The organism is Umezawaea sp. (assembly GCF_057122925.1).
In genome coordinates, this window is record NZ_DBNGPQ010000031.1 from 36,376 (window position 1) to 62,470 (window position 26,095).

The window sequence follows — 26,095 nt, forward strand, 5'->3', positions numbered from 1 at the left end:
ACCTCTACTGTCGCGCAGCCTGGTGGACGATCACGACGGCGACGCTACGGAGCCCACCTATCATCCGGGTCTTCACCGGGCTCTCATCCGATTGCCCGCTCTCCTTGCGCACCACAGGATTGCCCCGACGAAGCCGTTCCAGCGCACGCCAGGAGAACACCATGACGAGCATCCCGTCCCCCGCACGGGCCGCCGCGGCCACCGCGGCCGTGCTGCTGCTCCACTTCGGCCTCGCGGCCCCGTCGGCGGCCACCGGGCCCACCGGCACGGCCCACGAGGCACGGCAGGGCCACGGCGCGCCGCTGGTGATCGGGCACCGGGGTTCCGCCGGGTACCGCCCCGAGCACACGGCCGCGTCCTACGAGCTGGCCGCCCGGATGGGCGCGGACTACCTCGAACCCGACCTGGTGTCCACGAAGGACGGTGTGCTGGTGTCCCGGCACGAGAACGAGATCGGGCAGTCGACCGACGTCGCCGACCACCCCGCGTTCGCCGACCGGAAGACCACCAAGACCGTCGACGGGTGGGAGATGACCGGCTGGTTCACCGAGGACTTCACCCTGGCCGAGCTGAAGACCCTGCGCGCCAAGGAGGCCCGTCCCGAGCTGCGCCCGGCGAACGCGGTCCACGACGGCCGGTACCCGATCATGACCTTCCAGGAGGTCGTCGACCTGAGCAGGACCCTGTCGCGCAGGCTCGGCCGCACGATCGGCGTCTACCCGGAGACCAAGCACTCGGCGTACTTCGCCTCGCTCGGCCTCCCGCTCGAACCCGCGCTCGTGCGCACCCTGGACGCCAACGGCCTGAACCGGCCCAACGCCAAGGTGTTCGTGCAGTCCTTCGAGGTCGACAACCTCAGGCGGCTCGACGCGCAGCTGCGGGTGCCGCTGGTCCAGCTCGTCTGGAGCGCGGACCAGGTGACCCCCGAGCGGCTGCGCGAGATCGCCGGGTACGCCGACGCGGTGGGCGCCGAGCAGACCATGGTCATCCCCTGGCGGGAGGACGGGACGCTGGGCGGCCCGACCGCGCTGGTCCGCCAGGCGCACCGGCTCGGGCTGGCCGTCCACGTCTACACCTTCGCCGCCGAGAACGAGTTCCTGCCCGCGGCCTACCGGTCGTCGGCGAACCCCGCGGACCACGGCAGGCTGGCCGACGAGCTGACGGCCTACTTCGCGGCCGGGGTCGACGGCGTGTTCAGCGACCACGTCGACGTCGCCGTGGCCGCGCGGCGGGCGCACGGGCACCGGTGACCGCTCGGCAAGACCCGGTTGATACGGGGCCCGCCTAGCGTCGTCCCCGTGAAGATCCGTTGGCAGGTCACGTGGTCGCGCGGCAGGCTGGTCGCGCTCGGTGCCGTCGTCGCGGTGCTGCTGGGCACGACGGTGGTGTGGGTGTCGGGCGGCGACCCGACGACCCGCCCGCTCCGGGTGGAGGAGGGCTTCGTCGAGGTCCCGGCGGCACCCGGTTCGGCGGAACGGGTGTCGCTGGAGACGAGCCTGTTCCTCCCCGAGCGCACGCCCGCGCCCGCGGTGCTGCTCGCGCACGGGTTCGGCGGCGACAAGCACAGCGTCGACACCGACGCCCGCGAGCTGGCCGAGGCCGGGTTCGTGGTGCAGACCTACTCCGCGCGCGGTTTCGGCCGCAGCACGGGGAAGATCGGGCTGAACGCCCCCGACGCCGAGGTCGCCGACGCCCGCGCGCTCGTCGACCGGCTGGCCGCTCGACCCGACGTCGTGCTGGACGGTCCCGGCGACCCGCGGATCGCGGTGTCCGGCGCCTCCTACGGCGGCTCGCTGTCGCTGCTGCTGGCGGGTACCGACCGGCGGGTCGACGCGCTGGTGCCGGTGATCACCTACAACGACCTCGCCCAGGGGCTGCTGCCGAACGCGGTCTCGGAGCGGGAGGTCGACGGCACGACACCGGCTCCCGGCGGGTTCGCCCCCGGCGGCGTGTTCAAGAGCTCGTGGGGCGGCTTCCTCTACTCGATGGGCCTGGACCCGGAGGTGTCGCCGGAGGACGAGCTGCGCCCCGTCGCGGCCCAGCGCGACACCGACCTCGGATCGGTGTGCGGCCGGTTCACCGACGAGGTGTGCCGCGCCTGGACCGAGGTCGCCACGACCGGCACCATGGGTGAGGAGACCCTGCGGCTGCTGAGCACCCTCTCCCCGGCGTCGGTCACCTCCGCCGTCACGGCGCCGACCCTGCTGGTGCAGGGCGAGCAGGACACCCTGTTCGGCCTCGACCACGCCGACGCCAACGCCCGGCAGATCACCGCGGCGGGCGGCGAGGTCCAGGTCGTCTGGTTCGCGGGCGGCCACGACGGCGCCTACCCGGACGAGGGGTTGCGCGGCCGGATCGTCGACTGGCTGCGGTTCCGCCTGCTGCGCGAGGGGGAGAACCCCTTCGGCGCCTTCGAGTACGACGTCCAGGGCGGCATCACGCCGGAGGGCACGCCGTCGGCGCGCACCGTCCGGACCGACTCCTACCCCGGTCTGCACCACGGCTCGACCCGCCGCGAGCAGCTCCGGCTCAGCGGCGACGAGCAGGTGGTCATCACCCCACCGGGCGGACTGCCCGCCGCGATCAGCGGGATGCCCGCGCTCAACGGACGTCTGGGCCAGACGTCGTGGATGGCGTCGCTGTTCAGCATGGACCTGCCGGGGCAGCAGGCGACCTTCACGTCGGGGCCGGTGGACGCGCAGCTGCTGGCGGCGGGCGCGGCCACGGTGCGGCTGCGGGTCTCCGCGGTCGGGCCGCCCGGTGACGGCGTGCTGTTCCTGAAGGTCTACGACAAGGACCCCAACGGCACCAGGACGCTGCCCGGCAACGCGGTCGCCCCGGTGCGCCTGCCGCCGCTGCCCGCCGACGGCTCGCCCGTCGAGGTCGACGTCGCTCTGGCGGGCATCGTGCGCCCCTTCGAGAACGGCCACGAACTCCAGCTGTCGGTCGCGACCACGGACCAGACCTACCGCACGCCCACCACGCCCGCGGCCTACCGGGTGTCGCTGGCGGGCCCGGTGGAGGTTCCCGTCGTGCCCGCGGTCCCGCTGGGGTCGGCGCTGCCCGTGGCCCAGCTGGCGGGCATCGGCGCCGTGCTCGCCGCGGTCGCGCTGCTGGCGGTCGTCGCCCGCGTGCGGCGGCGGCACGGGCGCGACGTCGACCCGGACCTGGTGGACACCCCGCTGGTGATCGACAGGCTGACGAAGGCGTACACCAGCGGCGTGACCGCGGTCGACGGGCTGTCGTTCCGGGTGGAGCGCGGCCAGGTCCTCGGCCTGCTCGGCCCGAACGGCGCGGGCAAGACGACCACGCTGCGGATGCTGATGGGCCTCATCACGCCGACCGGCGGCACGATCAGGGTGTTCGGCAGCCTCGTCACGCCCGGCGCGGCGGTGCTGTCGCGGATCGGCTCGTTCGTGGAGAGCGCGGGCTTCCTGCCGCACCTGTCCGGTGTGGAGAACCTGCGGGCGTACTGGGCGGCCACCGGCCGTCCCGCGGACGAGGCCCACCTGGACGAGGCGCTGGAGATCGCCGGGCTCGGCGACGCGGCGCACCGGCTGGTGAAGACCTACAGCCAGGGGATGCGGCAGCGGCTCGCCATCGCGCAGGCGATGCTGGGCCTGCCGGACCTGCTGGTGCTCGACGAGCCCGCCAACGGGCTGGACCCGCCGCAGATCCACGCGATGCGCGACGTGCTGCGCCGCTACGCGGCGGCGGGCCGAACGGTGCTGGTGTCCTCGCACCTGCTCGCCGAGGTGGAGCAGACCGCGACGCACGTCGTCGTGGTCCACCACGGGCACGTGATCGCGGCCGGGACGGTCGACGAGATCGCCTCGGCGGGCGGTGCCGCGAGCTTCGCGGTCGACCGGCCGGGTCTGGCCGCGACCGCGCTCGCCGCGGTCCCCGGCGTGACCGACGTGGACGTGGACGGCGGCGAGGTGCACGCGGTGCTGAACGGCGTGCCGTGCGGTGACGCCGTGGCGGCGCTGGTCGGGGCGGGCGTCTCGGTCGAGCGCGCCGGACCGAGGCGGCGGCTGGAAGACGCGTTCCTGCAACTGGTCGGAGAAGGATCATGAGCGAGGTTCAGGACATCGACGCGGTGCCGGGCTACCGGTCGTCGCGGACGCTCCGGCTCGGGGTCGAGCTGCGCAGGCAGCTCCGCCGCAGGCGGACCAAGCTGCTGCTCGGCATGGTCGTGGTGCTGCCGGTGGTGCTGGTGATCGCGTTCGGGATGGGTGAGGAGCCCGACCCCGACCGCCGCGGCGGCACCTTCGCCGACCTGGCGGTGGTGAGCGCGCCGAACTTCGTGGTGTTCGGGTTCTTCGTCGCGGGCTCGTTCCTGCTGCCGCTGGTGGTCGCGGTGCTCTTCGGCGAGACGGTCGCGGGCGAGGCGTCCTGGTCGAGCCTCAAGTACCTGCTCTCGATCCCGGTGCCGAGGCTGCGGCTGCTGCGGCAGAAGGCGCTGGCCGCCGGGGCGCTGTCGGCGCTCGCGCTGGTGCTCTTCCCGGCGACGGCGCTGCTGGTGGGCGTGATCTGGTACGGCGTCGGCGACGCGACCAGCCCGACCGGGGACGCGGTCCCCTTCGGCACGAGCGTGGTGGCGATGGCGATCACGACGGCGTACGTCGTGGTGCAGCTGAGCTGGATCGCCGGGTTCACGCTGTTCCTGTCGGTGTCGCTCGACGCACCGCTCGGCGCGGTCGGCGGTGGCGTGCTGGCGGTGGTCCTGTCGCAGATCCTGGACTCGATCACCGCGCTCGGCGGCGTCCGCAACTACCTGCCGACGCACCACGCGTTCGACTGGATCGACGTCTTCTCCACCACCGTCGACTGGACGGACATGGCCAACGGCGCGCTGCTCTCGCTCGGGTACACGGCCCTGTTCGGCGCGCTGGCCGCGTGGCGCTTCGCCCGCAAGGACATCACGAGCTGACCCCGCGGGGTGTCCTGGAGCCCGGCGGACCGGGCTTCAGGACACCCTGCGGATCGCCTGCGCGGGGCCGCGCCGGTGCCACACCAGACCGCCGCCGTCGCCGCTGTCGGGGTCGACGACCTCCACCACCCGACCGAGCAGGATCGTGTGGTCACCGCCGTCGCGCACCCCGCCCGGCGAGCAGATGATCCGCACCCGCACGTCGGTCAGCTCGGGCACGCAGCCGTGGCGCACGTTCTGCCCGGCGAACCGGTCGACCGGCGAGGCGAATCGCCGCGCCAATTCCTGTTGGCCCGGTTCGAGGACGTGCAGACAAATGCGCTCGGAATCGACGACCATGTCGTGGCTGAAATTCGCCCGGTTCAGGCACACCAGCACGAGAGGAGGTGACACCGACACCGAGCACACCGCGTTGACGGTGAGGCCGATGAGCGTTCCGGTCGGCCCGTAGCAGGTCAGGATGGCAAGGGGGGCGGGAAGCTGAGCCATCGCCCGACGGAAGGTCGCCACGTCGACAGAAGGCTGGTCATCCCGTTCAACAATGATTGAAGGCTCCACACCGCCACGGTAGGCGCGCGTCGTATCAGCCAACTCTCAACGATCGCGCACGCGCCGAGAATGACGTGAGACCGAGGTGAGACCGGCGCTGAATACCTTTCGCACAGGGAGGTACGCGGCATGACGATCACACACATCGGCCAGGGGACCGGATGGTTGCAGTCCGATCGACTGCCCGACCGGGTCGTGGCGAGCAGCCTGTACGACTCGGCGGGCTGGCTGCGCACGTGGGAGACCAACCCCGTCGAGCGGCGCACGCGGCACACCTACATCAGCGCGGAAGTGGCGGGCGGGGCGTCCGTCGTCCCGCTCTACGAAGTGACCCTGTCGCCGTTCTGGCACGGCTACGAGGTGCAGTGCGACCTCATCGGCCGGTTCGGCTCGCCCATCGTCTTCGCCGGGTCCACGTACTCCATGTACGGCAAGCGCGGGCACGTGCCCGCCGAGCTGGCCCGCGGCGCGCACGCGACCGCGATGGAGTGGATCTCCGGCGGTGACGCCGAGCTGCTGGTAGTGCCCAACCTCACCGCCGAGGGCGTCGACGACTGGCTGGCCGCCGTCGGACCGCCGGTCGGCAAGGTGCTGCTGGAGCGCACGTACAGCTGCGACACGGCGGGCACGTTCACCGACCACCTGGTCACCAAGCTGCCCAACAAGATCAAGCGGGACGTCGAGCGGCGGCTGCGCCGCTCCGAGGAGCGCGGCCTGCGCGTGCGGATGGTCGAGGGCCCCGACGCGCACGACCTGGTGCGCCACGCCTACCCGCTGACCGTCGACACCAGCGACAAGAACGACTGGCCCGCGCTGTTCACCGAGGACGCGCTGAACTCGATGCTGCGGGTGCCCGGAGCCATGATGCTCGCCGCCGAGGTCGACGGCAGGCTGGTCGGCGCGTTCTTCGCGTTCCGGCACGGCGACGAGGTCACCTACATGTGCGGGGGCGTCGAGTACGCCGGCCTCAAGGAGCTGAGCACGTACGTGGCGCTCATGTACGGCGGCACGAAGTGGGCCTACGACAACGGCATGCGCCGGATCGAGTGGGGCCGCGACAACTACAGGTTCAAGGAGAAGCACGGTTTGACCGGCACCGACCTCTGGGCGCTCGTCTACGCCCCGGAAGCCCGCCCCGACCTCGTCCCGGCGCTGAACGGCATGCACGACCTGCTGTCGGCCTACATCGAGGGCACGTGATGGGCCCCGGACAGCGCCGAGCCGCGCTGCTGCTCATCGCGGTCATCAGCGTCAACGCGTCGTACACGGTGCTGATCCCGTTCGTCCCCGACCTCGAGGACCGGGTGGGGGCGAGCCCCGCGGTCATCGCGCTGATGTTCGCGCTGTTCGCGGCCACCAAGACGCTGGCCCAACCCGTCGGCGGCTGGTGGGTGGACCGCTGGCGCGCCAACGGTGTCGCGTGCGCCTCCCTGCTCATCGCCACGGCCGGCATCGTGGTCACCGCGTACGCCGGGGACTCCGCCACGCTGCTCGCGGGCCGCGCGCTGTGGGGTGTGGGCGAGGGGCTGGTGTCCCCCGCGCTCTACGCCGGGATGGCCGCGCTGTGCAAGCACTACGACATCTCCACGAGCCGGATGATGGGCAACTTCGGCTCGGCCGCCGTGGCCGGGTTCCTGCTCGGTCCGCTGATCGCCGGGGTGGCCACGCCGCTCGGCCTCGAAGCGCTGTTCCTCGTCGGCGCCGTCATCACGGCCGCCACCGCCTTCGGCCTGCTGAGCGCCATCCCGTCGAAGGCCGTCCTCCCGGCCGAAGAGGACACGTCGATGTCCGTCCCCGTCTCCGGCACCGCTCCGGTGACCAGGTGGTGGATCTGGGTGCTCGTGCTCGGCGGCCTGGACATGTTCACCGCGTTCATCTACTCGGCGCTGGAACCCGTGCTCCCGCTCTACCTCAGCTCCGCGCAGGACAGCTCGGCCAGGTCGGCCATCTCGGTCGTGTTCGTCGCCGGGCTCGCCGCGTCGGGACTGGGCATGTGGCTGCTCGGCCGCTTCGCCGAGCGGCTGCGCCTGGTCACCATGATCCAGATCGGTCTCGGCTTCATGTCCGTCGGCCTCGCCGGTGTGGCCATCAGCGCGAGCACGGTGCCGGTCGCGGCGTGGTTCGTGGTGTTCATGATCGGGTACGCGGCGCTCTTCCTGAGCGCGCGGCGGGGCATCGTCGAGCTGAAGTCGGCCTCGGCCAACCAGGGCAAGGCGTTCGGGCTGTTCGGGTTCATCTCCGACGTCGGCAACATCTTCGGCCCGATCGCGGGCGTCGTGCTCTACCAGCTCACCGGCAGGTTCTCGTTCGTGGTGCTGGGCGGCCTGAGCGGCCTCCTGCTCGCCGCGCTGTTCCTCGCGGCGGGCCGCACCAGGGCGCTGCTGCCGAGCGGCAGGACGACAACACCGGCGCCCGAACCCGTCGGGTGACGTGAGACGGGGAGGAGAAGCACCCGATACCGGCTGCCAACACAGTGGCAGGAGAAGCGAAACCGAGCAGAACCCGGAGATGCCACCACCATGACCGCCCCATACAGGCTGTGCGAGGCCCACGTCGGCACCCACCCGTCCGCCGTCCGACTGCTGCCGACGTTCGACGTGGCGCGGCTGCTCGACGACCTGAAGGTCCTCGACAGCCACCAGTGGTCGTTGCAGACGACGTTCGAGACCACCGGTCCCGCCGAGGAGGCCGACTTCGACTGGCGCGCGCTCCCGTTGCGCAGCCCCACGGGCAGCGAGCTGCGCACCGATCCCGGCGGCGCGGGTCTCGACGACTTCGCCGACACGAAGTGGCTCGCCGAAGCGCCGTACCTGGCCGAGGTCCTCGCCTCGATCCCCGCTCCGCTGCGCTGCGTCCGGCTGCTCGCGCTCGGGCCCGGTGCGCAGAGCGAGCTGCACTTCGACACCAAGATCGGGTTCCCGTGGGCGAACCTCCGCCTGCACGTGCCGCTGATCACCAACCCCGGCGCCACGCTGCTGATGGACGGCGACCTGCACGTGTGGGAGCCCGGCACGTTCTGGTTCGGCGACTTCTGCCGGATGCACCAGGTGGAGAACACCGGCAAGCGCAAGCGCGTCCACATGGTCGTCGACACCACCCTCACCCCCGAGCTGCTGGCGCTGTTCCCGCCGGAGTTCCGGGAGGCGATGGACCCCGAGGACGTGCTCTTCAACAGCCCGGTGGTGCCGCTCGACGACCTGGAGCGCTACCCCTGCGAGTTCACCGTCCCCCTGTCGTTCACCGACTTCGAGGAGGCGGAGGGCGAGTTCACCCGGCCGCAGCAGTACCTCCCGGCGAGCGTGGACGTCGACGGCGACCGGCTGGTGCTCTCGGTGGACGGCAAGCCGACGTTCGGCCTCGTCCACATCGGCGACGGCGAGTTCCGCTTCTCCGGCTGGACCGACGAGCGCACGGTCCAGCTCGTGCTCGACGGTGACCGCCCGACGGTCGTCCTGCGCACCCGCCACGGCGGGCGGGAGCAGCGGCTGGACGTGCACGCCGCCGTCCGCGCCCCCGCCGTCTGACCCACACCACCGAGTCCCGCCGGGCGCGGCTACCGCCCGGCGGGACGCTCCACGTCGAGGAGGCGCGCATGGACGTCAGTACCGACCTCGGGCTGACGACCGGCCTGATCACCGTCCAGGAGGCGCTCGGCGCGGACTGGGGTGCGACGGCCGGGCTGGACCTGGTCCGCGTCGTCGACCCCCCGCCGGACTCCTGGCCCGCCCTGCACGCCGCGGGTTTCCGGGTGCACCCCTCGTGGATCACCTGGACCGCTCCCGTCGGCGCGTCGGAGGACGAGTTCCTGGCGCGGCTGGACGGCAAGGAGCGCCGCAGCATCCGGGCCGGGCAGCGCTTCGCCTCGGAGCGGGGCATCGGGATGAAGGTGGTCACCCCGCTCGACGCGCAGTCGTTCGACGTGTTCCTCGGCCTGTACGAGCCCCAGATCGCGGCGATGCGGCACGGCGTGCCCTACGCCGCGCTGGAGCGCGACGAGATACTGGAGCAGGGCGACGACTACTTCGCCGTGCAGGCGTTCGCGGCGGACGAGCTGGTGGGCTCGTGCGTGTGCCGGATCCGCCGGGACATCTCCACGGTGGTGATCCGCTTCGCGACGACGGCGCCGGGCAGCCGCCAGCAGCGCCTGGTGCGGGCCCTGTACATGAAGGTGTTCCAGACGGCCAGGGAGATGGGCCACGCCGAGATCTCCCTCGGCACCGACCCCGCGCTGTACGGCCACCTGACCAGGCCGGGCCTGTTCTCGTTCAAGAGCGGGCTGGGTTTCACCCCGGTGCCCGCGCGGCTGTTCGGCTCGATGGACGACCCGGACGAGGCCACGATGGCGCTGCGCCTCGACTCGCTCACCGACCCGTCCCTGCTGGTGTCCTACGACGTGGGCGGAACCGGGCGGGCCACGGCACCACCGCTGCGGCTGACCGTGCTGGCGGGCGACCCGGACACCGACACCTCCCCCTACGGCGCGCCGTTCCTGACCGGGGTGGACGTGCTGGCGGTCGGTTGAGCCGGTACGGGGCACCCCTCGTGGATCCGAGGGGTGCCCCGCTCGTCACCCCCTCCGCATCGACGCGACCGCGCCCGCGATCCACCGGGACTCGACCGCGACGGACGTGAACGACGCGTACCTCGCCCCCGGCTTGTCGGAGAACAGCGACACGACACCGACCTGCCGGACACCGCCGCGACCGTCGCCGACCAGCAGCGGCCCGCCGGAATCGCCGTAGTTCACCGCGGCCCGGTTCCCGCTGGCGCAGATCGAACCCGCCCCGTGCGACGGCGGGTTCCACATCACGTCCGCGCCGCAGGCCGAATCCCGTTCGACGACCAGGTGCGCGCCCCTCAACGACGTCGGGGCGGTCCCGTGGTCCGGCGGCGCGTCCGTGTACCCCCAGCCGACCGTGACGGCGTGGTCCCTCGTCGACGGCTCACCACGTCCCAGCCGCACGGTGGGCGCGGACTGCGGCGACGCGAGCAGCACCACGGCGACGTCCCCCCGGTTGTCGACGGTCAGGTCGTACTCGGCCGGGACCCGGCGGTCCACGACGGGGACCCGCTGGGCGCGGGGCCAGCCGGGCACGTCGACACCGACCACGGCGACCAGGTCGGTCGGTCCGGCGTCGGCGACGCAGTGCGCCGCGGTCAGGACGACGTCGGGCGCGATGAGCGTGCCGCCGCAGAAGTGGTCGTCAGGAGCCTCGGCGAAGCGCAGCGACACCATGAAGCGGTACTGCCGGAAGGGCGCGTCGTAGCCGTTGTGGATGGCGAGGGCGGCAGGCGGCGGTGCCACCGCTGCCAGCAGGACCGCCCCGACCACCGCCGCCACGAGGCGGCGGGCCAGAAAGCGCATCGGAACCTCCAGGTGTGGACAACAGGAACCCGGCGTGCCCGCGGTTGACGCACCGCGCACACGTCCGCTCCCCACGGTCGCGCCCCGCGCTCTCCCCCGGCTCTCAGCCGCTCGGCCCGCCCAGCACCCGTTCCGGCTCACGTCGGCAGGATCGGGCAAGGATCCGCGATCTTTGCCCTCACACCCCCGCGGCTCGGAGCGGTTGACTGCCACCACACCGGTCCAGCACGCGAGAAGCGGGGAGAAACCCACCATGAGGATCGCCGTCGTCACCGGCGCCAGCTCCGGGATCGGCCGGAGCGCCGCCGTCCAGATCGCCAAGCGCGGCGCGGGCGCCGTCGTCACCTACGGCAAGAACAAGGAGGGCGCGCTGGACACCGTCGCGGAGATCGAGCGCGGCGGCGGACAGGCCGTCGCCCTACCGCTGGACGTCGGTGACAGCGCGGCCTTCCCCGCGTTCCGCGACTCGGTGGCCGAGGCCCTGCGCGGAACCTGGGGGACGGACGAGTTCCACTACCTGGTGAACAACGCGGGCTTCGGGCAGAGCGCGCCGTTCGAGGACACGACCGAGGAGATGTTCGACGCGCTCACGCGGGTCCTGCTCAAGGGGCCGTACTTCCTCACCCAGGCGCTCCTGCCGATCATGGCGGACGGCGGCGCGATCGTGCACACGGCCAGCAACTCCGGCCTGCCGCACTGCGTGGAGGTCGGCTACTCCGCCTACGGCACGATGAAGGGCGGTCTCATGGTGCTCACCAGGTACATGGCCAAGGAGTTCAGCGGGCGGGGCATCCGGGTCAACTCGGTCGCGCCCGGCGCCACCAGGACGCGGATCGGCGGCGACGCCTTCGACAGGTACCCGGAGGTCATCCCGCCGATCGTCGAGAGGACCGCGCTGGGCCGTCTCGGCGAGCCAGACGACATCGGCCTCGTCATCGCCTCGCTGCTGTCGGACGACTCGCGCTGGGTGACCGCGCAGAACATCGAGGTCTCGGGCGGCTACCACCTCTGACCCGGCGGGCGGCCCTTGCCCGGCCGCGGAACCCTGTTTAAGTTCATTGCATGAACGATTACTCCGTCGCGGCGCTGCCGGAGGGTGTCGACCCGGCCTGGCTGCCGCCGTCCGCGTTCCGCCCGCTCGGTTCCCGCCGGGTGCGGGTCGTCGGGGACGGGCCGCTCGTCGCCACGGTGCGCGGCGAGGTCGCCGCGGCGGTGCGCGACCACGGCGGCGAGGTGGTCGGCGACGGAGCGGTGGACCTGGAACTGGTCGGCACGAACGACTCCGGCGGTGATCCGGAGGCGTTCACCGTGGAGCGCACGGCGACGACCACCACGGTCCGCGCGAGCGGCGCCGGACTGCTCTACGGCCTCCACCACGTCGTCCGCCTGGGTGAAGCAGCTTTCAGCGCCGCCGCGGCGGGGGAGTTCGCCCCCCGCCAGCCGATCCGGATGCTCGACCACTGGGACAACGTCGACGTCCACCCCGTGATGGGCCAGGTCGAACGCGGGTACGCGGGCGGCTCGCTGTTCTACGACGACGGCGCGGTGCGGTCCGACCTGAGCCGGGTGGCCGCCTACGCGCGGCTGCTCGGCTCGATCGGCGTCAACCGGGTCGGTCTCAACAACGTCAACGTGCACCGCACCGAGGCGCGGCTGCTGACCGACCTGCTGCCCGACGTGGTGCGGCTCGCCGACGTGTTCCGCCCGCACGGGATCAGGGTGGGCCTGTCGGTGAGCTTCGCCTCGCCGGTGGTGCTCGGCGGGCTGGCCACGTCGGACCCCCTCGACCCCGAGGTGCGCGACTGGTGGGCCCGCACGACGGCCGCCGTGTACGCCGCGATCCCCGACTTCGCGGGCTACGTCGTCAAGGCCGACTCCGAGGGCCAGCCGGGGCCGTTCGCCTACGGCCGCGACCACGCCGACGGGGCGAACGCGCTGGCACGGGCGGTGAAGCCGTTCGGCGGCACGGTGTTCTGGCGGGCGTTCGTCTACGACCACCACCAGGACTGGCGCGACCGGTCGACGGACAGGGCGCGCGCCGCGCACGACCACTTCGCCCCGCTGGACGGCGGGTTCGACGACAACGTGGTCCTCCAGGTGAAGGCGGGTCCGATCGACTTCCAGCCGCGCGAACCGGTGTCGCCGGTGATCGCGTCCATGCCGAGCACGCGGCTGGCCGCGGAGTTCCAGGTGACCCAGGAGTACACCGGGCAGCAGAAGCACGTCTGCTACCTGGTCCCGCAGTGGCGGGAGGTGCTGGCGTTCCGGCCGTGGGGCGACGGGGGCGGCGCGGTCGCGGACGCGGTGGCCGGGGTGGTGGCCGTGTCGAACGCGGGCACCGACCCGTTCTGGACCGGGCACCCGTTGGCGCAGGCCAACCTCTACGGGTTCGGCAGGCTCGCGTGGGACGACCGGCTGGCGCAGGGTGCCGTGCTGGACGAGTGGATCGGCCTGACGTTCGCCGACGACGGCGTGCGGGAGGCGCTGCACCGGGTGATGGACGACTCGTGGCGCACCTACGAGCGGTACACCGCTCCGCTCGGCGTCGGGTTCATGGTCAACCCCAGCGGCCACTACGGGCCCGCCGTCGACGGCTACGAGTACTCCCGCTGGGGCACCTACCACTTCGCCGACCGCGACGGCGTCGGCGTGGACCGCACGCGGGCGACCGGCACCGGGTTCACCGGCCAGTACCCGGCGCCGTGGCGGGACGTCTACGAATCGCTCGACACCTGCCCGGACGAGCTGCTGCTGTTCTTCCACCACGTCCCGTACGACCACGTCCTGCACTCCGGCACCACCGTGGTCCAGCACATCTACGACACCCACTTCGACGGCCACGACGAGGTCCGCCGCACGGCCGCCACCTGGGCGGCGCTGGAGGGCCGGGTGCCCGCCGCGGTGTTCGACCGCGTCACCGACCTGCTCACCGAGCAGCTCCGGTGCGCGACCGAGTGGCGCGACCAGGTCAACACCTACTTCCACCGCAAGTCCGGCGCACCGGACGGCCGGGGCAGGCGGATCTACTGACAGCGCAGCAGGACCACCGCCGCCGGGTCGAGCACCACCTCGTCCCCGGCGGCGCGGGCCGCGCCCCCCAGCAGGTCGACACCGTCGGCCGGGCAGGGCACGACGACGCGGGAACCGCTGTGGTTCAGCAGGAACAGGTGCCGCACGCCCTCCTCCGTGACGCGCTCGGCGACCTCGACGTCCGGCACGTCGGCCAGCGGTCCGGCGAGCCCGTGCTCGTCCAGCACCGCCCGCACCACCGCGGCCACACCGGGGTCGTCGAGCAGGGTCGCCACGTACCAGGCGCTGCCGCCGCCCCGCGCGGCGCGGGTGACCGCGGGCGTCCCGGCGTAGAAGTCGGCGCCGTAGGTCCCGAGCACCTCCGTGGAGGGCTCCGGCACCACCACCTCGAACACGTGCCGGGCGTCGTGCTCGACCGCCCCGAACCGCACGGGGTTCACGACGTCGGGCCGCTGGGCGTCGGTCTCCTCCACCCGCAGCCCGAGCAGTCCGGCGAACGGTCTCGGCACGTCGGCCACTCCTCGGGGTCGTAGTCGCCGCCGTAGGCGATCCGGCTCACGCGGTGAACCTCCCGGTGGCGTCGCGCAGCACCGGTTCGGCGGTGCGCAGCAGGACGTGCGTGAGGGGTGAGGCGAGCAGGAGGAGGACCCAGTCCGACGTCAGCACCACGGTCCCGGCCGCCGCGACGAGCAGCGACGCCGTGCCGAGCGTGGTGGCCGGGCGGGCGCCGAGGTAGTACCCGGCCAGCCGCACGAGGTCCCGCGTGCGCAGCGAGAGCGCGGACGACAGGACGAGCGCCTGCGCCGACCAGAGCAGGACCGCCAGCCCCACCAGCAGAAGCACCAGGCCGTACCCGGCGGGCACGCCCGCCACGTCCAGGTTCGCCAGGGTGAAGCCCAGCACGGTGAGCACCACCAGCGCGGGCGGCCACCAGCGCAGCACGTCGAGCCAGTTGAGCCGGTAGCCGCGCCAGAAGTGCGCGGCGGGCGACAGGTCGCGGTCGGCGAGGAACACGCGCCAGGCGAAGATCGCCGCCGACAGCGCCGGGGCCACCGGCACGAAGCAGAGGCCGATCAGCGGCGCGTTCCCGCTCCCTCCCGCCAGCAGCACGACCGCCGCGAGCGCCGGGGCCGTCGTGAGCACCACCAGCACCTCGATCACGAGCAGCCAGTAGACGACGGCCGCCGAGCGCGCCAGGAACCCACCGCCGATCTCGGCCGCCGGGTCGGGTGCGGGCCTCACCGCTCGTGCTCCGCGACGAGCCGGTCGTCGGAGGCACCGAGCAGCCGCCGGTCGTCCAGGCCCGCGTACCCCTGCGGGCGCACCGGCAGCACCTCGACGAACGTGACCTCGTGGCGGGCCAGCGGGAGCCGCAGCTCCACCCGCTCGCCGTGGACCGCGACCGACCGGTGCTCGACGGCCGGGCGGGCGCAGTCGCGCAGCAGGTCGAACGTCCTGAGGTCCGGCGACGCGGGTCGGCCGAGTTCCCGCCACGCGGCGAAGGCGTTGCCGTCGTGCTCGTTCACCCGCTCCCGGCGGACGAACGCGCGGGCGGCCCGCACGGGCAGCGACACCCGGACCTCGTGCCGGTCGGGCGCGTCCGGGCCGTCGGTGCCGCCGACCGGCTGCCACGCCAGCACGGTGACCCGGCCGTCGTCGTCGGCGCAGACCAGGTGGTCCTCGCCGCGCGCGAGCACCCACGCGCCCATCCTGGCCAGGAACGCGTAGAGGTGGTAGGTCGGCTTGGGCACCTGGCGGTGGGTCAGCAGGCCGAATCCGCCGTGGAACACCGAGGTGGGCACGTTGTCCTCCTCGAACACGTCGCAGAACGTCCAGTAGGAGTAGGAGTCCACGAGGTCGAGGCCGCCGACGAGGACCGGCGCCAGGTAGGCGGCGTTGTAGGCCGTGTCGTGGATCGGGTTGTCCGGCCGGTAGGAGGTGTTGAACTCCGTGATGTGCACGGGCAGCCCCGCGAGGGCCGTGCCCGCCAGGTGCTTGCGGGGCGCGTCGAACTGGTCGAGCAGCTCCTGCGGCGCGGTCAGCGTCTGGTAGGTGCCGAACGGGATGGGCTGGGCGGGACCGGAGGCGTAGGCGTGCCTGCTGACGAAGTCGACCGGCACGTCCCGGCGCGCCACGAAGTCGGCGAACGGCTCCCACCACCCGTCCGCTCCGGGGGACAGCGCGGGACCGCCCACCTGGAGGCCCGCGTCGACGTCCTTGACGGCCCGCGCGGTGTTCTCGTAGAGCCGGAAGTACGCCTGCTGGTCGGCGTCCTTCCAGAAGTCCACCAGGTTCGGCTCGTTCCACACCTCGACGGGCCACGTGCGCACCTCGTCGAGGCCGTAGCGGTCGACGAGGTGGCGGAGCACGGCCCGCACCAGGGCGGCCCACTCGTCCGGGTCGCGGGGCGGGGTGATGTTGCCCTTCCACCAGAACACCGTGTCCTCGCCGGAGGCGAGCGCCGTCGGCATGAAGCCCAGCTCGACGAACGGCCGGACGCCCAGCTCCAGGTAGCTGTCGAACACCTGGTCCAGGTAGGTGAACGAGTAGCGCACGCTGCCGTCCACCGAGGACTTGCGGTGCACGCCCATGTCGTCGGACAGCAGCCCGTGGCCGCGGATGTGGCGGAAGCCGATGTCGCGCTGGACGAGCGCGAGCGACTCCCGGTAGTCCGACCGCAGGGCCAGGTTGAGCCTCCCGGTGCCCACGCAGTGGCGCCACGAGTCGGACAGGCGATGGGTGGGGTTCACGGGTGCCACTCCCCTGGGTCGGTGGGGGGGGGGCCGGGCGCCGGAGCGACCGGCCCGCGGGGGTCAGCCGTTCTTCTGCTTGTACCGCTCGTGCGCGCCGTTGACGAGCCGCACGTACTGGCCCATCCCCTTGGCGTCCAGCTCCTGCACGTAGGCGTCCCACGTGGACAGGTCCCGGTCGCCGAGGATGAACTGGAGCGTGGCCTGCGAGGTGAGGTCCTTGAGCGGGGTCTCCCAGAGGGTGGCCTGCTCGCGCTCCTCGTCGCTGAGGGGGGCGGGGGGCGCGAGCGGCCGGTTCTTCTTCCCGGCCACGGCCTTCTGGAAGACCAGCTCCTCCTCGGTGAACATCGACCGGAGGAGCTCGGTGCTGCCGCCGTAGGAGAAGACGCCGCCCTGGAAGCCGAAGTCCCTCTGGAGCTTCTTCGGCGCGTCCGGGTTCATGCCGCCGAACCCGATGTCCGGCTTGAGCGCGCGCTTGCCCGACGCGTCCTTGTCGTACGTGGTGCCGAGCACGCCCCACTTGACGAACTCGGCGCCCTCGTCGGAGTACCACAGCCAGTCGATGAACTGCATCATCGAGACGAACCTGTCGCTCTCGACGGCCTTCGCGGAGATCATCAGACCGTTCTCCAGGCGGGTGATGCGCAGGACGTCGCCCTTGGGCCCGGCGGGGATCGGGATCTTCGCGACGGTCGCGCCGGGGATGTTCTTGATCGCCGGGCGGTAGTCGTTGACGATGGTCTGCGCGTTGCCGCTGATCGCGAAGGACTTGCCGGTGGCGAACTTCTGGATCGCGGGCTCGTCCTTCTGCGTGAAGCTCTCGGGGTCCATCAGCCCCTCGGCGACGAGCTTGTGGAAGAACTCGACCAGGCCCTTGTACTCGGCGGTCGCGCCGGTGTACTCGAACTTGCCCGTGCTCTCGTTCCACTGCGTCTGCTCGTAGCCCCAGCCCGCCGTGGTGCCGAACGACTGCGAGGCCACGTTGAGGATGTTCTTGCCCTCGAACCGGTCAGACAGCGGGTAGCTGTCCGGGTGCGCGGCCTTGATCGCCTTGAGGACGGTGTGGACCTCGTCCCACGTCTTCGGCGTGGCCAGGCCGAGCCTGGTCAGCTCATCGGTGCGGAACGTGAGGGTGTAGTCCGGCCACGGCGCCTCGTGCACGCCGGGCAGCAGGTAGAACTTGCCGTCGTCCTGGCGCAGCGTGTCGAACTCGGGTTGCAGCTTCCACTTCTCGATCTTGGCCTTCAGGTTCGGCATCAGGTCGAGGTAGTCGCTCACCGCGAGGATCGCGCCCGAGGCGACGAAGGCGTCCTCCTGGTTGGGGTAGGTCTTGGCGATGATCTCCGGCGCGTCCCCCGCGCCGACGACCAGGCTCCGCTTCTGCTCGTAGTCGCTCGACGGCACGATCGTCGGCGTGACCTTCACGTTGGTGCGCTTGGTGATCTCCGACCACAGCAGCCAGTCGTCCTTCACCGGGTAGTTGGGGTGGTCGCTGTAGAGCACCCGGAACTCGACCGGCTCGGTCGCCCTGAACTGGTCGCCCTCCTTGTAGTCGGTCATCGACGCGACCCGCTTGCCGTCGAGGTCGACACCGCCGGACGCCCCCTCGCCCTCGCTGCACGCCGCCAGGCCCACCACGAGACCGGCGGCCGCCAACGCCGTCGTTAAGCGGTTCCACTTCGTTCGCATCTGGCTCTCCTCAGGGTGTGACACCGTCGTCGACGTGCGGAGCGCGAGCTACTGCTTGACCGCGCCGAGCATCACGCCCGACACGAAGTACCGTTGGATGAAGGGGTAGATCGCGAGGACCGGCAGCACGGTGAGCACCATGGTCACCGCCTTGATGTTGGAGTTGACCTGCGCGACGTCACCCTGGTCGCTGCCCATGGACGCCGCCGTCGTGGCGCCCGCGACCATGTTGCGCAGGTAGACCGTGACCGGGAACAGGTCCGCGCGGTCGAAGTACAGGAACGCCGAGAACCACGAGTTCCAGTTCGCCACCGCGTAGAACAGGACCATCGTCGCGATCACGGCCTTCGACAGCGGCAGCACGATCCGGAACAGCACCCCGTAGGTGTTGAGGCCGTCGACCGTCGCCGCCTCCTCCAGCTCCTTCGGCATCGCCTCGAAGAACGCCTTCATCACCAGCAGGTTGAACACGCTGATCGCGTTGGGCAGCACGACCGCCCAGATCGTGTTCTTCATGCCCAGCTCGGAGATCAGCACGTAGTTCGGGATCAGTCCGCCGTTGAAGAACATCGTGAACACCGCGATGCCGACGAGCGTGCCGCGCCCCTTCAGGTGGTGCTTGGACAGCACGTACGCGTAGGTCGTCGTCAGCACCAGCGAGATCAGCGTGGCGGTCACCGTGTAGACGACGGTGTTGAGGTAGCTGTTCCAGAAGGCCGAGTCGGAGATGATGACCTCGTAGGTCTTCACGTTGAAGCCCTGCGGCAGCAGGTTCACCCCGCCCGTGCGGATGGCCTGCTCGTCGCTGAACGACTGCGCCACGATGTTGACGAACGGGTAGAGCGTGAGCGCGACGACCACGAGCAGGACGGCGACGTTGACCACGCGGAAGACCCGGTAGCCCCGCGTGTCGCCGACGCGCGTGGGTCGCACGACCGCGGGCTTGGTCACCCGCTCGGCGAGTTCGGTGGGCGGGGTGATCACCACAGGCTCGTCCCCACTGTGCGGCGCGAGATCGCGTTGGCGGACAGGACCAGCGTCAGGCCGATGATCGACTCGAACAGGCCGATCGCCGCGGCGTAGCTGAAGTTGTTCGACACCAGGCCGACCCGGTACAGGTAGGTGGAGATCACGTCGGCCGTCGGGTAGGTCAGCGGGTTGTACAGCAGCAGGATCTTCTCGAAGCCCACCGCCATGAACGTGCCGATGTTGAGGATCAGCAGCGTCACCATCGTCGGCCGGATGCCCGGCAGCGTGATGTGCCACGTCTGCCTCCACCGGTTGGCGCCGTCGATCCGGGCTGCCTCGTAGAGCTGGTCGTCGATGGTCGTCAGCGCGGCGAGGTAGAGGATCGTGCCCCACCCGACGGTCTGCCAGACCTCGGAGGAGACGTAGATCGTGCGGAACCAGTCCGCGTCCTGCGTGAAGGCGATGGGCTCACCGCCGAACGCCCCGATGACCTGGTTGACCGTGCCCTCGACGGAGGTCAGCTGGAGCACCATCCCGGCGACGATCACCAGCGACAGGAAGTGCGGCAGGTACGACACGGTCTGCACGAACTGCTTGAACAGGCGGGAGCGGACCTCGTTGAGCAGCAGGGCCAGCACGACCGGCAGCGGGAAGCAGAACAGCAGCGTCAGCGCGCCCAGGATGAACGTGTTGCCGAACACCTGCCAGAACGTGGGGTCGCTCAGGAAGATCTTGACGTACCGCAGGCCGACCCACGTCTCGCCGAAGAGGTCACCGCCGGGCACGAACCGGCGGAACGCGATCACGTTGCCGACCATGGGTAAGTAGCGGAAGACCAGGAAGAACAGCAGCGGCAGCAGGGCGAGCGAGTAGAGCTGCCAGTCCCTCCGCAGAGCCTTGCGCCACGTGCGCCGGACCCGCTCGGGCGTCCTGCGCGCGGTGGTCCCCTCAGGCTGGACCTCCGGTCCCCTCGTGTCGACGATCATGCGACCACGACCTCCCGCCCGGCCGGGGTCACGGTCACCGCGGTGGTCCGGTCGCGGGTGTGGTCGACCTCGCGCAGCGGGCCGGTGAGCACCAGGTCCACCTCGCCGTGCACGTCGGCGCTGGAGCGGCACACCAGCAGCCGCACCGCGCCGGGCTCGACGACGCGCCGCCCGTCGCGGCCGGTGAACGACGTGACGTCGGCGGGGACGCGGAACACGACCCGCGCTCCGTCGCCCGCCGCCAGCGGAACCCTGGCGTAGCCGACGAGCCGCACGACCGGCCTGGTCACCTGGGCGACGGGGTCGTGCAGGTAGAGCTGCACGACGTCGGCGCCCGCGCGGTCGCCGGGGTTGCGCACCTCCAGCTCCACCTCGACGTGGCCGTCCACGGCCCACGTGGAGCCGGACGCCCGCGGCGGCGACCAGGTGAACGTGCCGTACCCGAGCCCGTGGCCGAAGGGGAACGCGGGCGTCGGGTCGACCGTGGACACCTCGGAGCGCAGTCCGAGCGACGCGGACAGGTAGGTGCCCGGCTGCCCGGAGGCGTCGGCCGGGATGCTCACCGGCAGCCTCCCCGACGGCGACACGGCGCCGGTCAGCACGTCCGCGACGGCCCGGCCGCCGAGCTGGCCGGGGAAGAACGTCTGCACGACCGCGGCGACCTCGTCCGCGAGGTCGCCGATCGCGTACGGCCTGCCGGTGATCAGCAGCAGCACCACCGGGGTCCCGGTCGCCGCGACGGCGCGCACGAGGTCGGCCTGCGCGCCGGGCAGCACGAGTTCCGTCACGTCGCAGCCCTCGCCGGACGTGCCGCCGCCGAACAGCCCGGCCAGGTCGCCGACGGCCACGACGCAGACGTCCGCCTCCCGCGCCACCGCGACGGCCTCGGTGAAGTCGGCCTCGTCGGACCGGACCTCGCAGCCGCGGGCGTGGGCGACCGGGCCGAGCGCGTCACGCAGCGCCGACAGCACGGTCGGGACCTCCAGCCCCAGCGCGGTGCCGGGGTGGCGCACGCCGATGTGCGCGGGGAACGAGTAGCAGCCGAGCAGCGCCATCGGGTCGTCGGCCAGCGGCCCGACGACCGCCACCGCCGCCCCCGCCCGCAGCGGCAGCACGTGGTCGTCGTTCGCCAGCAGCACGACGGATTCCCGCGCCAGCCGCAGCGCGACGTCGCGGGACCGCGGCGTGTCCAGCTCCACCCCGTCGACGTCCTCCGGCAGGGGTGTCCAGTCCGGGTCCAGCAGGCCCAGCTCGACCTTCTGCGCGAGCACGCGCCGCAGCGCGCGGTCCACCACCGCCTCGTCGACGTCACCGCGGTCGACGGCCAGGCGCAGCGGTTCGCCGAAGCACCGCACCGTGGGCAGTTCGACGTCGATGCCCGCGGTCAGCGCGAGCACGGCGGCCTCACCCTCGTCGGCCGCGACGCCGTGCAGCGTTTCGAGGAACTTGACGGCGAAGTAGTCCGACACCACGGTCCCGGTGAACCCCCAGGTGTCGCGCAGGAGCCCGGTGAGCAGGTCTCCGTCGGCGGCGACGGGCATCCCGTCGACCTCGCTGTAGGAGTTCATGACCGACCGCGCGCGGCCGTCGCGCACGGCCATCTCGAACGGCGGCAGCACGACGTCCGCGAGTTCCCGCGCGCCGATCGCCACCGGCGCGAGGTTGCGGCCCGCGCGCGACGCCGAGTACCCGGCGAAGTGCTTGAGCGTGGCGACGATCCCGGCGTCCTCCAGGCCGCGGACGTACGCCGTGCCCACGGTTCCGACGAGGTACGGGTCCTCGCCGATGGTCTCCTCGGTGCGGCCCCAGCGGTAGTCGCGCGTGACGTCCAGGACCGGCGCCAACCCCTGGTGCACCCCCACCGCGCGCATGGACCCGCCGACCAGCCGCGCCATCTCCGCGACCAGGTCGGGGTCGAAGGAGGCGCCCCAGGACAGCGGGGCCGGGTAGGTGGTGGCCCGCCAGGCGGCGAACCCGGTCAGGCACTCCTCGTGCACCAGCGCGGGGATGCCGAACCGGCCCGCCGCCACGACCTGCGCCTGCGAGAGGGCCAGCGACCGCGCGCCCGCCGAGGGCGCCACCGGCCGGGTGCCGAACGGACGGGTGAGCTGGCCGAGGCCGGAGGCGATGACGTCCTGCCACACCACGGGGTCGCCGGTCAGGTCCGACTGGTGCGGGGCGACCTCCCCGCCCTCGGGATCGGCGCCGACCCAGACCCCGACGAGCTGGGCGAGCTTCTCCCTCGGGGTCATCGCGGCGACGAGCGCGTCCACCCGCTCCTGGGCCGGACGGCGAACGTCCCGCCACACGGGTGTCTCGCCGTCGGCGCCCCCGGTCGTCCTGTCCGCCATCGACCAGGCACCTCCCGATCACGTCGTCGTGACAACCCGAAAGTATCGAGGGCATCCCCGATACTTCGGTCCGGTGAAGTGACCGTAGGGGCCTGAACCGAGACCGTCAACAGGCGACCTGGATTTCTCAGAGGAGACTTCCGCAGGTCATCACCCCTGCTCTGTTCATATATGTGACCAGCTACGCCAGAAAGATCACTGGCATCGGACCTCTTTTACCTTTACGCTCCAGCACCGAAACTTTAGGACTACTTCGAGGTGCCGTTATCGACGCAGGACAAGGGGTCAGCATGAGCACGCCGCTCGGAACAGGTGCCGACCCGTCGGACGCGGCCAGCCCGCAGCCCGCGTCCATCGCCTCCATCGCCGCCGAGGCGGGCGTGTCGATCCCCACCGTCTCCAAGGTCCTCAACGGCCGACCGGACGTCGCCGCCGAGACCAGGGCGCGCGTCGAGAGCGTCATCGAGCAGCGGCGCTACCGCCGCCGCCGGGCGCGCGAGTCGTCGCGGCCCGCCCTCATCGACCTGGTGTTCCACGAGATGCACTCGGCGTGGGCCACGGAGATCATCCGCGGCGTGGAGCAGGCCGCGGCGACCGAGCGCGCCGCCGTCGTGCTGTCCGAGCTCGGCGGCGAGCACCGCCCGCGCCGCGAGTGGTTCGACGACCTGCTCACCCGGCGACCGCTCGGCGTCATCCTCGTCCTGGCGGGCCTGGACGAGGAGCAGCGCAACCAGCTCACCACCCGCAACATCCCGTTCGTCGTGCTGGACACGGCGGGTGAGCCGCAGCCGGGCGTCCCCACCGTCGGCTCGGCCAACTGGTCCGGCGGACTGGCGGCCACCCGTCACCTGATCTCGTTGGGGCACAGCAGGATCGCGGTCATCTCCGGCCCCACGACGATGATGTGCAGCAGGGCGAGGGTCGACGGCTACCGCAGCGCGCTGGACGAGGCGAACCTCCCCACCGACCCGGACCTGGTGCGCCACGGCGACTTCTACGTCCACGGCGGCTACGACCACGGCCTGGCGCTGCTGAGCCGCCCCGACCGCCCCACGGCCATCTTCGCGGGTTCGGACTTCCAGGCCCTGGGCGTGATGCGGGCGGCCCGCGAACTCGGCCTGTCCATCCCCGGCGACCTGTCCATCGTCGGCTACGACGACCTGGACGTGACCGAGTGGATCGGCCCGCCCCTCACGACGGTGCGCCAGCCGTTGCGGGACATGGCGACCACCGCCGCCGAGATGGTCTTCACCCTCGCCAGGGGTGAACGCCCGCGCAACGAGCGGATCGACCTGGCCACCGAGCTGATCGTCCGCGAGAGCACGTCCCGACCACCCTCCTAGAAGGACGGACATGGCCCTCTTCGACCTGCCGCTGACCGAGTTGGAGAACTACCGGCCGACGGTGCGCAAGCCGTCGGACCACCTCCACTTCTGGACCACGACCCTCGCCGAGGCCGCCGAGCACGACCCCCTGGTCGGCGTGGTACCGGTGGCCACCGGCCTGTCCCTCGTCACCACCTGGGACGTCACCTTCACCGGCTTCGCGGGCCACCACGTCCGCGCCTGGTACACCCGGCCCGCGGGCACCGAGGGCAGGCGGCTCCCCGTGGTGGTCGAGTACGTCGGCTACGGCCGGGGGCGGGGCCTGCCCGTGGAACGACTGCTCTGGCCCGCCGCCGGTTGTGCACACCTGCTCGTCGACGCCAGGGGCCAGGGCGGCCAGTACGGCAGCGGCGGCGACACACCGGACCCGATCGGCTCGGCCCCGGCCGCTCCGGGCTTCCTCACCCGCGGCATCACCAACCCGAGCACCGCCTACCTGCGCCGCCTGATCACCGACGCCGCCCGCGCCGTGGACGCCGCCGCCGCCCTGCCCGACGTGGACGACACCCGCATCGCCGTGGTGGGCAACAGCCAGGGCGGCGGACTGGCCATCGCGGCGGCGGCCCTCAACCAGCGGACCGCCGCCCTGCTGGCCAGCTCCCCGCTGCTGTGCCACGTGGAGCGCGCCATCACGATCACCGACGCCCACCCCTACGCCGAGATCGTGCAGTACCTGGCCGTGCACCGGGATTCGGCCGACCGGGTCCTGGATTCCCTGTCCTACTTCGACGCGGTCAACTTCGCGGCCCGCACGACCGTCCCGGCCCTGTTCGCCACGGGCCTGCGCGACACCATCTGCCCGCCGTCCGGCGTCTTCGCCGCGTTCAACGCGCTGGGCAACGAGGACAGGGACATCGACGTGTACCCGTTCAACCACCACGAGGGCGGCGAGGCCCACCACCAGACCCACCAGCTCGCCTGGCTCCGCGACCGGTTCGGCACCCCCTGACCGGAACCCGTCACCGGGCACCCGGCCGATCCGCGGCGGTGAGGGCGAGGACCGCCGCCGACCTCTCGGCGTCCAGGAACCGCAGCCCCATGAAGTTGTCGCCCCCGGTGAACCCCGGCAGCGCCCAGATCGCCTCGTAGGGCACCAGCGCGGGCCAGTACCCGCGCAGGCTGTAGACGTTGTCCCAGACGCACTTGCCGGGATCGGGGTTCCACAGGCGCCGCGCGAACGCGGGGTCGCGGAACCGGTACCCGACCTCACCGATCGCCCGCACGTGCTTGCGACCGGTGAGCAGCACGACGTCACCGGCCACCACGGTGTCCATCCGCCTGTCGTGCTTGGCCGTGGCGCCCCAGAACCGCGCGCGGCCCTCCGGGTGCGCGGCCACCAGCCCGGCGAGGTCCGCCGGGTCCAGCAGGTCCGCGTAGGGGGCGTCCGCGAACGGCACGCCCCGGTCCAGGCTCACCGTCCCGTACCGGCGTGCCTCGGGGGTCCCGTAGGACGGCTGGATGAAGACCTGCGCCACGGCCGTCCCCCTCACTCGACGCGTTGCAGCACCACGAGCGACCTGGACGGCAGCGTGACGCGTCCCGACGCGGGGAACGACTCCCCCTCACCGCCCACCTGGCCGGTGGCGGTGTCGACGACGACCCTCCACATCGGACCGTAGCTCTCCTCGGGCAGCGTCACCTCGATGTCCTCGTGGTGGGCGTTGAACGCCAGCAGGAACGAGTCGTCCACCACCCGCACACCCCGCTGGTCCAGGTCCGGGATGCCCTCGCCGTTGAGGAACGCCACGACGCAGCGGCCGAAGTCGTCGCCCCAGTTGTGCTCGGTCATCTCCTCGCCCTCGGGCGTGAACCACGCGATGTCCCGCAGGTCGTCACCACTGCGGATCGGCTTGCCCGCGAAGAACCTCCGCCTGCGCAGCACCGGGTGCTGCTTGCGGAAGGCCGTCAACGCCGCCGTGAACTCGACCAGGTCCTTGTTCTGGTCCGCGAGGCTCCAGTCGACCCAGGAGATCTCCGTGTCCTGGCAGTAGGCGTTGTTGTTGCCGTGCTGCGTGCGGCCGAACTCGTCACCGTGCAGCAGCATCGGCACACCCTGCGACAACAGCGTCGTCGCCAGCAGGTTCCGCC

The 26,095-nt window shown here is 71.9% G+C and carries 21 protein-coding genes and 1 pseudogene; 11 read left to right on the plus strand and 11 right to left on the minus strand.

Annotated elements, in window-relative coordinates; genetic code table 11:
* Positions 1–161: 161 nt before the first annotated feature.
* From AC156L_RS04630 to AC156L_RS04640, 3 genes are read left to right on the plus strand one after another with little or no spacing between them, the layout of a single operon-like run.
* Positions 162–1,250 carry a glycerophosphodiester phosphodiesterase family protein gene (locus tag AC156L_RS04630; RefSeq protein ID WP_330875058.1) on the plus strand — a complete coding sequence of 363 codons (1,089 nt, stop codon included), beginning with the start codon at positions 162–164 and terminating at the stop codon, positions 1,248–1,250.
* A 48-nt stretch (positions 1,251–1,298) separates the two neighbouring features.
* Positions 1,299–4,076 carry an alpha/beta fold hydrolase gene (locus tag AC156L_RS04635; protein ID WP_414719841.1) on the plus strand — a complete coding sequence of 926 codons (2,778 nt, stop codon included), beginning with the start codon at positions 1,299–1,301 and terminating at the stop codon, positions 4,074–4,076.
* On the plus strand, positions 4,073–4,933 hold the full coding sequence (locus AC156L_RS04640; RefSeq protein WP_484406624.1) for an ABC transporter permease: 861 nt from the start codon (positions 4,073–4,075) through the stop codon (positions 4,931–4,933). The genes AC156L_RS04635 and AC156L_RS04640 overlap by 4 nt, the downstream gene beginning before the upstream one ends.
* A gap of 36 nt (positions 4,934–4,969) precedes the next feature.
* On the opposite strand, the gene AC156L_RS04645 is transcribed toward AC156L_RS04640, so the two are convergent.
* Positions 4,970–5,524: a flavin reductase family protein gene (locus AC156L_RS04645; protein WP_330875060.1), complete on the minus strand. Its 555-nt coding sequence runs from the start codon at positions 5,522–5,524 to the stop codon at positions 4,970–4,972.
* A gap of 87 nt (positions 5,525–5,611) precedes the next feature.
* Between AC156L_RS04645 and AC156L_RS04650 the strand changes: the two genes are divergently transcribed.
* From AC156L_RS04650 to AC156L_RS04665, 4 genes are all read left to right on the plus strand, one after another.
* Entirely contained in the window at positions 5,612–6,682 is a 1,071-nt protein-coding gene (locus tag AC156L_RS04650) for a GNAT family N-acetyltransferase (protein WP_330875061.1), read from the plus strand.
* Positions 6,682–7,911, plus strand: coding sequence for an MFS transporter (locus AC156L_RS04655; protein ID WP_330875062.1), 1,230 nt, complete (start codon positions 6,682–6,684; stop codon positions 7,909–7,911). Before AC156L_RS04650 ends, AC156L_RS04655 begins: the two co-directional genes overlap by 1 nt.
* A 90-nt stretch (positions 7,912–8,001) precedes the next feature.
* The gene (locus tag AC156L_RS04660) at positions 8,002–9,006 is read left to right on the plus strand and encodes an aspartyl/asparaginyl beta-hydroxylase domain-containing protein (protein ID WP_330875063.1); all 1,005 of its coding nucleotides are present in this window, start codon (positions 8,002–8,004) and stop codon (positions 9,004–9,006) included.
* A gap of 68 nt (positions 9,007–9,074) precedes the next feature.
* Complete coding sequence (locus AC156L_RS04665; protein ID WP_330875064.1) at positions 9,075–10,004, plus strand: GNAT family N-acetyltransferase; 930 nt, start codon at positions 9,075–9,077, stop codon at positions 10,002–10,004.
* Positions 10,005–10,049: 45 nt separating this feature from the next.
* On the opposite strand, the gene AC156L_RS04670 is transcribed toward AC156L_RS04665, so the two are convergent.
* Positions 10,050–10,847, minus strand: a complete 798-nt coding sequence (locus tag AC156L_RS04670; protein WP_330875065.1) for a S1 family peptidase — start codon at positions 10,845–10,847, stop codon at positions 10,050–10,052.
* A 253-nt stretch (positions 10,848–11,100) separates the two neighbouring features.
* Here AC156L_RS04670 and AC156L_RS04675 point away from each other — a divergent pair, with 253 nt between their 5' ends.
* The gene (locus AC156L_RS04675; RefSeq protein WP_330875066.1) at positions 11,101–11,859 is read left to right on the plus strand and encodes an SDR family NAD(P)-dependent oxidoreductase; all 759 of its coding nucleotides are present in this window, start codon (positions 11,101–11,103) and stop codon (positions 11,857–11,859) included.
* A gap of 50 nt (positions 11,860–11,909) precedes the next feature.
* Positions 11,910–13,877 carry an alpha-glucuronidase gene (locus tag AC156L_RS04680; RefSeq protein WP_330875067.1) on the plus strand — a complete coding sequence of 656 codons (1,968 nt, stop codon included), beginning with the start codon at positions 11,910–11,912 and terminating at the stop codon, positions 13,875–13,877.
* Here AC156L_RS04680 and AC156L_RS04685 read toward each other — a convergent pair.
* The 7 genes from AC156L_RS04685 to AC156L_RS04715 form a co-directional block, all read right to left on the minus strand.
* Positions 13,871–14,386: a beta-galactosidase trimerization domain-containing protein gene (locus AC156L_RS04685; protein WP_330875068.1), complete on the minus strand. Its 516-nt coding sequence runs from the start codon at positions 14,384–14,386 to the stop codon at positions 13,871–13,873. The two genes, AC156L_RS04680 and AC156L_RS04685, sit on opposite strands and share 7 nt — an antisense overlap.
* A 46-nt stretch (positions 14,387–14,432) precedes the next feature.
* On the minus strand, positions 14,433–15,119 hold the full coding sequence (locus tag AC156L_RS04690) for a glycosyl transferase (RefSeq protein ID WP_330875069.1): 687 nt from the start codon (positions 15,117–15,119) through the stop codon (positions 14,433–14,435).
* Positions 15,116–16,627, minus strand: a complete 1,512-nt coding sequence (locus AC156L_RS04695; protein WP_330875070.1) for a GH39 family glycosyl hydrolase — start codon at positions 16,625–16,627, stop codon at positions 15,116–15,118. Before AC156L_RS04695 ends, AC156L_RS04690 begins: the two co-directional genes overlap by 4 nt.
* Before the next feature lie 63 nt (positions 16,628–16,690).
* Positions 16,691–18,316 (minus strand): ABC transporter substrate-binding protein, encoded by a 1,626-nt coding sequence (locus AC156L_RS04700; RefSeq protein ID WP_330882143.1) that lies wholly within the window; start codon positions 18,314–18,316, stop codon positions 16,691–16,693.
* A gap of 48 nt (positions 18,317–18,364) precedes the next feature.
* Positions 18,365–19,300 (minus strand): carbohydrate ABC transporter permease, encoded by a 936-nt coding sequence (locus AC156L_RS04705; RefSeq protein ID WP_330882145.1) that lies wholly within the window; start codon positions 19,298–19,300, stop codon positions 18,365–18,367.
* Entirely contained in the window at positions 19,297–20,271 is a 975-nt protein-coding gene (locus tag AC156L_RS04710; RefSeq protein ID WP_330882146.1) for an ABC transporter permease, read from the minus strand. The genes AC156L_RS04705 and AC156L_RS04710 overlap by 4 nt, the downstream gene beginning before the upstream one ends.
* A complete protein-coding gene (locus tag AC156L_RS04715; protein ID WP_330882148.1) occupies positions 20,268–22,622 on the minus strand; it encodes a beta-xylosidase/alpha-l-arabinosidase in 2,355 nt (784 codons plus the stop codon). Before AC156L_RS04715 ends, AC156L_RS04710 begins: the two co-directional genes overlap by 4 nt.
* Positions 22,623–22,912: 290 nt before the next feature.
* Between AC156L_RS04715 and AC156L_RS04720 the strand changes: the two genes are divergently transcribed.
* Together AC156L_RS04720 and AC156L_RS04725 are read left to right on the plus strand one after the other, a co-directional pair.
* Positions 22,913–23,965, plus strand: coding sequence for a LacI family DNA-binding transcriptional regulator (locus tag AC156L_RS04720; RefSeq protein WP_330882150.1), 1,053 nt, complete (start codon positions 22,913–22,915; stop codon positions 23,963–23,965).
* Between the two features lie 10 nt (positions 23,966–23,975).
* Complete coding sequence (locus tag AC156L_RS04725) at positions 23,976–24,956, plus strand: acetylxylan esterase (protein ID WP_330882152.1); 981 nt, start codon at positions 23,976–23,978, stop codon at positions 24,954–24,956.
* 10 nt (positions 24,957–24,966) lie between these two features.
* Here AC156L_RS04725 and AC156L_RS04730 read toward each other — a convergent pair whose 3' ends face one another.
* Both AC156L_RS04730 and AC156L_RS04735 read right to left on the minus strand, forming a co-directional pair.
* Positions 24,967–25,482 carry a hypothetical protein gene (locus tag AC156L_RS04730; RefSeq protein WP_330882153.1) on the minus strand — a complete coding sequence of 172 codons (516 nt, stop codon included), beginning with the start codon at positions 25,480–25,482 and terminating at the stop codon, positions 24,967–24,969.
* An 11-nt stretch (positions 25,483–25,493) separates the two neighbouring features.
* Positions 25,494–26,095: pseudogene (locus AC156L_RS04735) on the minus strand (glycogen debranching enzyme); the annotation flags it as partial.